At 62.4% G+C, this 6,181-nt stretch carries 6 protein-coding genes; 2 read left to right on the forward strand and 4 right to left on the reverse strand.

Going from position 1 to position 6,181, the window contains the following annotated elements:
• Positions 1-418: 418 nt before the first annotated feature.
• Together IWX65_RS17040 and IWX65_RS17045 are read left to right on the forward strand one after the other, a co-directional pair.
• Positions 419-1,780 carry a serine/threonine-protein kinase gene (locus tag IWX65_RS17040; protein WP_196884748.1) on the forward strand — a complete coding sequence of 454 codons (1,362 nt, stop codon included), beginning with the start codon at positions 419-421 and terminating at the stop codon, positions 1,778-1,780.
• A gap of 1,205 nt (positions 1,781-2,985) precedes the next feature.
• The gene (locus IWX65_RS17045; protein WP_334683974.1) at positions 2,986-3,696 is read left to right on the forward strand and encodes an aspartate/glutamate racemase family protein; all 711 of its coding nucleotides are present in this window, start codon (positions 2,986-2,988) and stop codon (positions 3,694-3,696) included.
• Here the strand turns inward: IWX65_RS17045 and IWX65_RS17050 are convergent.
• From IWX65_RS17050 to IWX65_RS17065, 4 genes are all read right to left on the reverse strand, one after another.
• Entirely contained in the window at positions 3,614-4,030 is a 417-nt protein-coding gene (locus IWX65_RS17050) for a VOC family protein (RefSeq protein WP_196823489.1), read from the reverse strand. The genes IWX65_RS17045 and IWX65_RS17050 overlap by 83 nt on opposite strands.
• Positions 4,031-4,238: 208 nt before the next feature.
• A complete protein-coding gene (locus tag IWX65_RS18165; protein WP_442858998.1) occupies positions 4,239-4,682 on the reverse strand; it encodes a helix-turn-helix domain-containing protein in 444 nt (147 codons plus the stop codon).
• Entirely contained in the window at positions 4,640-5,038 is a 399-nt protein-coding gene (locus tag IWX65_RS17060) for a sortase domain-bontaining protein (RefSeq protein WP_051476803.1), read from the reverse strand. Before IWX65_RS17060 ends, IWX65_RS18165 begins: the two co-directional genes overlap by 43 nt.
• A 768-nt stretch (positions 5,039-5,806) precedes the next feature.
• Positions 5,807-5,956, reverse strand: coding sequence for a hypothetical protein (locus IWX65_RS17065; RefSeq protein WP_196884749.1), 150 nt, complete (start codon positions 5,954-5,956; stop codon positions 5,807-5,809).
• Positions 5,957-6,181 lie beyond the last annotated feature (225 nt).

Genomic DNA, 6,181 nt, shown 5'->3' on the forward strand with positions numbered 1-6,181 from the left:
TCGGCTTCCGTAACCTCACCAATTACATCGCCCGCAGCCTGCTCGAATCAGGCGGCTTCAGACCCCACCTACACCCTCAATTACGATGAGCCGGTTTTACGGCCCTCACGCATTGGCCTGGAACGTGCCCAACGATTGCTTTGCACGGCGGTGAGAAACCTTGAGGAAGTCGATTGAATTTTTCATCAAGCATGATGCCGCCCCCGCGCCTTCACCGTCATCTGAGACCCAGAAACCACCGGTAGCTTCATCACCACCTCACGTGTGAGTGACTAGTGGCCGGGTTTTTCCTTTTCCGCCGGAAGCGTCGGGAACACGCTTGGCGGCCAATACCGCGAAGAGTTTCCCGACGCTTTTTCTGCCACCGCGCACCGGGAACGGATCAACGGGTCATCAGTATTGTCGGTAGAGTCACAAAATGAGCAGCGTTGGCGATCAACTTGAGGGCTCCACGCCTGATACGGCCATCCCGGTGGGCGGTCCCAGGTCGCAGGGAGCCATCGTCCTGGGTGACCGGTATGCCTTGGGTGTCCTGATCGGCCAAGGCGGCATGGCCTCTGTCTACCAGGCAACGGATGAACTGCTTGGCAGGGAAGTGGCAGTGAAAGTTTTCCGGGCAGGTTCGACGACGCAAGACGATGCCCAACGCCAGCATGGTGAAGGAAAGGTCTTGGCAGGGCTGAATCACCCTAACCTGGTGACTGTTTTTGATATCGGAACAGATACCAGTACCTTGCATCCACAAACGTACCTGGTGATGGAACTGGTCCGGGGAACGGATCTGCAGCGCGCCAAGCAGCAGGGACCGTTCGCCTCGGCCACGGCGGCGATCCTGGGGTCCGGGATCGCTGACGCTCTGGCCGACATTCATGGGCGCGGCATCATTCACCGGGACGTGAAACCGGGGAACATCCTCATCTCAAACGATGAGAATCTCCACGGGAGGACCCGCTACAAGCTCACTGACTTTGGTATCGCCCGCGTTCTTGACGAATCCCGTCTCACCGGTACCGGACAGTCCATCGGAACGGCCGCGTACTTCAGCCCTGAACAGGCCCGGGGCGGTCTCATCACTTCAGCCAGCGATGTTTACTCCCTTGGGCTGGTCCTCCTGGAAACCCTGACAGGAGTCACAGCTTTTCCCGGCCCGGCTGCGGCTTCAGCCGTGGCACGTCTCCACCGCAACCCTGACATCCCGGAAACAATCGGCGAAACCTGGGTAGGGCTGCTCACCCGCATGACTGCCCAGGACGCCGCAGCCCGTCCGACAGCTGCCGAAGTCTCCGCAACGCTCCAGAACGACGCCCTTTTCGGAAGCGAAGATACACCTCACGGCGGATCGCACGTGACTCCTCAACCGGCAGCGCGCATCCTTCCCGACACAACGTCGGAACAGGACAGCGGCAACCCCACCCGGCCAGAAGACGTCGTCCCCGGAGCCGTAGGCGCCGAAGGAAAAGGCACGCCGGCTGCACTTGGACCCGTCGGGTCACTGCGGAACGACGCCTTATCATCCTCTCCCATCACGGAATCGCTCGAAATTGACACCGCCACGGAAACTGCGACTCAACTACATCCATTGGTGGCAGAACACCATCGAAAGCCTGTTCTGCGGTGGGTGCTGATTGTTCTTGCAGCACTAATCGGAATTCTCTTCGCCGTCGTGCTGCTGATGCTGGTCTTGGATGGACAGGCCCGAAGCGTTCCCGTGGATTACCCCCCAGCATCCGGGGAACTGGGCGAACTACTCATCGACCTACAGGAAAGCGTGGACCCTTGATGGCCGCCCGCCGTAACAAGCTGCGCCACTTCAACCGGACCCGCAGAACCGCGGTGGCGTCGTTGGTGATTGTGGTGCTTGCCGGATGCAGCGGGGCAGAGGACTACGATGCCCGTGCAGCGGAACAACTCCAGGCGGACGTCCTGACAGTAACCCGGCAAACCATCAATGAGGACTACAGTGCATCACTGGTAGCTCTGAACGGCCTTGCTTTCCGGCTCGATGTCCTGGTTGACAACGGTTCAGTTCCAGCCGATCGAAGGGAACGCATCCTAACCGCTATCGCAGCCCTGCGGGCAGGCCTGGAAGCTAGAATCGCTGCCCCAGAACAATCACCATCGGCTCCCACACCTACGTCAGAGCCCCCACAACCCCCCACTGCTTCGCCGACACCAGCACCACAGCCGGCGCCCGTCCTGCCTCCTGCTGCCCCGACCCCGGCGCCCGCGCTGCCAGTGCCTCCACGGCAGCCAGTTCCCGTGCTGCCTAACGCTCCTGCTCCAGTGTTGCCGGTACCCACACGACAGCCGGCGCCTGTAGTGCCCGGCGCGCCTGATCCCGCGCCAAACGTTCCAGCCGCACCCCCAATGCCACCGGCACCGGCACCGGTGCCTGTGGCGCCTGACCCGCCGAGCCAGGCGCCGAGCGTTCCGACAGCGCCCCCAGTGCCACCTGAACCGGCACCTGCACCTGTGCCCAGCCCCGTTCCCACACCCGAACCCGAACCGGTGCCTCCATCGGATGGCCCGGCCCCGGTTCCGACCGTGCCGGTACCCGCACCAATTGACCCGCCCGTACTGCCACCGGGACCAGTGCCGGTACCGAGCGGCCCGGTACTCCCGTCGCTTCTACCCATCGATCCTTAGCTAATCCAGTACAGCAAATTCCGGATCAGGGCCTCGCCGCAGCCGGTAGAACCTACACCGTCCGCCGCCAAAGCCACACCAACTAACCTGCCCAAAAGTTCACCGGTTCACTATTTTCGGGGGAACGAGCCCTCATCGTCCGGGAATGCCCTGTTCGAGGGGATTCACCCCCATCTTCTTCACGCATCACGAGGAAAACCAATGGCAGTGGTTTACCCACAGGTGGACGGCTTTGAGCTGACTCCCAAGGGGCTCCACCTGCCCACAGGTGGATGAACCACTGCAGGTATAGCTCTTACACCGTTAGTGAGATAGTCCCCCTTCAGGAGAGTTGGGCTCGTGAAGGAACGGCTGGGCGGCATGCATTCCGCGCGGTGCGTTATGACGTCGGTCGATTTCGCCGACATCGAAGCCCTGCAGTCATCAGGCGAATGGGAAGAGGCCGGCCGCTTGCTGGCCCTCGAGGCGCAGGGCCTTGAAGCGGCGGGCGCCGATTTTCTTGTGCTCTGCACCAATACGATGCACCGCGTGGCCCGGGAAGTCCGGGAAGCGGTCGGCATTCCGTTGCTGCACATCGGCGATGTGGCCTCCCGCGAGGTGCTGAACGCAGGGTTTGGGGCCGTTGCGCTCCTCGGCACGGCGTTCACCATGGAGCAGCCGTTCTACCGGAATTTCATCTCGGCGTACGGCATCGATGTGCTGGTCCCGCCGGGACCCGAGCGTGCGAGCATTCACCGCATCATCTATGAGGAGCTCGTGCTGGGTGTCATCAGCGATGCATCGCGGGACGAACTCGCTGAGATCATTCGCGACCTCGTCGCAAGGGGAGCGCAGGGCGTCATCCTCGGCTGCACCGAACTCGAACTACTGATCGGCCAGGAGGACAGCCCCGTGCCGGTCTTTCCGACCACCCGTCTCCATGCGGTCGCCGCCGTGGACGAGGCGCTGCGGTGGCACACCCGCGAGATCAGGCCTTGGGTGCTGCGAGCTCGAGGGCAATGTTGTCCGGGTCGCGGAACTCAAGGATGTAGCCCGCGCCGATGTCCTTGACCCCGCCGTGCCTGATGCCGAGGTTGTCGAGGACTGCAACGGCGTTGTCGAGTTCCCCGCGCCCGGAGACAGCGAAGCTCACGTGGTCCAGGCCGACGCGGTCCTCATCGAACGAGTCGCGGGCGACGGGCCGCAGGCCGAACAGGGAGCTGCCCAACTGGTAGATGACGCCGTCGTACAGGAAGTCGAGCTGCTTTCGTGTTTCCTCGTCAGCCCCGTCCGGAATGTCGAAGGCAACCGGCCAGCCGAAGACGGCGTCGTAAAACTTCCTCGACGCTGCGATATCGGTGACAGTCAAGCGAACATGGGCATAAGCACTGGTCGAGATAGTCATGACCGGAGTCTGCCACATCGCACTGACAGTGGCTCTCATTCCCGGTAGGGATAACAATGGCTTGCTGCGTAGGCCGTGAACGTTTCATCCACGCCCGCGTCAGCCGACAGAAATTCCTTCCGCAGGAAGAAGGGGCTTGAGGACCAATGTTCGGGAAAGTCACTGGTTGGGCCCCCGGGTAGAAGTCCGGCTGGTATGGGCCCAACTATCACGCTAAGCCGATCTCCGGTGGTAATGATGGTTGTCTCGGTTCGTTGGGCCTGTATGGCTGAACGTGAATATTCGACTGCGGCCGAGGAGGCCTCGTACGGGTGATTCGAGGCGCGGGCCCTGGAGCAGGCGGTGTTGGAGCGGTTCTTCTTCCTGGACGACGCCGATCTGGGCTCCGTCGGTGAGTAGCGTAGGGCAGGTACCCAGCGGCGGTGGCGGTATTCCGGTCCAGTTCCCGCCCGATCGTCGACGGTGCCCGACCCAAGGCCCGAGCAATAGCCCGGATGGAGTCCCCTGGAACGTGAAGGTCATGAATCTGTTCCCGCTCGGAGAGGCTTCGTAACTTCCTCCGCCTCCTCGACGACCGCGGCAAATGAATCCCCGCGTGCAAGGCCGCCACTAGCCGAGGGGTGAGGCTGTGACGACGACGTTCTTTCCCCACAGGTCAGCGGTGTAGCAACTAACCAGAATGAGCCGGCCAGGGACGATGTCCCAGATGTCACTGGTGTTCAGGGTGTCCTTGTTGTGGGTGGTGACGGAATTTACCGTGTATGTAACCTCTCCGGTGGTGGTGGTCACCGTGAAAAGGTCTCCGGGTTTGGCCTGGGAACTGGCTCGGTTGAACGCGGAGTCGCGGTTTTCCCAGCTATGCCCCACGATGTACGTGGTGTTGACGGATCCGGTGCCGGGCGTTCCGTAGGGAGTGAGCCAGTAGGCGTCAAGTGTCGCAGGAGGAATGATAGTTCCGCTGCTCTGGTCCCCTGCTGTAGGGGTCAGGGGCAGAATGTCCAGGTCCATGCCAATGCCTTGATAGGTGATGTGCCGCGGAGCTGCGGCTGCAGCCGCAGCTTGAGGTTGGCTGGCGGCGGAGCCGACAGGCGCCGCTTCCAACGCAGGAGCTGCTGGCAGAATTAGGGGGTTACCGGCCGTGGAGTTGGTCGGCGCTGGCGTTTCTTTGGCTGATCCGGGCTCTGGAGCGTCTCGCTGCGTGTCTTCATAGTGCGTGCCGTCCGCGGGTTCAGCTGCAGGTTCAAATGCAGTTGCCGGAGCTCTTTCCACTGGTGGCAAAAGTGGCAAAGGTTCGGATGCCGGTGTTCGTGTGGGTTCTTCAGTTTGTGGGGCTGCAGCGGGCGCGCTGGCGGCAACGCTACCGGCTACCGAAGAACCAGGGGTTGTGGCGGGCGTACTGGCGGTAACGCTACCGGCTGCGGAAGAACCAGGGGTTGCGGCGGGCGTATTGGCGGTAAAGCTACCGGCTACCGAAGAACCAGGGGCTGCAGCGGGCTGGCTTTCGCCAGTGGCTGCTTGCGGGAGGGGTGAGATGAGTAGTGCCATGGCCGTCAGGAGGGTAGCCATGCCAAGGGTGAAGCCGGCCCAGATACGTCGGGTGGTTCTATCCGTTGGTGGCGGCTGGGTATCGCCGCGGTGTGAATCGTGTTTCATCTAGCTTCAACCCTTCATTGAGCCGGTGCAGCGTGTCGGCCCCGGTTCAAGAGGCCAGCATGCTTCCGCGTCGTCATAGAATGCGTGCCGGTGACCATTCGGCCACCGGCACGCTTTCACCTGCTAATTCAGACGCCCCTTGCGAATTTCGCGCGTCAGGACGTAGACGAGGCCACCCGAGAGGGCCACAGCAGCTACGCTTCGGCCGGACATCTGATGCCCAGGCTCAGCCGCGGTCACGGCAACGGCCCCGACAGCTGTCTGAATGTTCATTCCCGCATTTTTCCCGGGTCGCGCCGGAACAGTTGGAACCACCGCTACAGGTGCAGCCCCTGAAGGCTGAATGATCGGAACATCCACTGACGGTGCGTCTACCGGCGGCAGGATCACGGGTGGTGCGTCGACCGGCGGCAGGATCACGGGTGGTGCGTCGACCGGCGGCAGGATCACGGGTGGTGCGTCGACCGGCGGCAGGATCACGGGTGGTGCGTCGACCGG

It is taken from the genome of Arthrobacter sp. CAN_A214 (assembly GCF_015751955.1).
GTDB lineage: Bacteria > Actinomycetota > Actinomycetes > Actinomycetales > Micrococcaceae > Arthrobacter_D.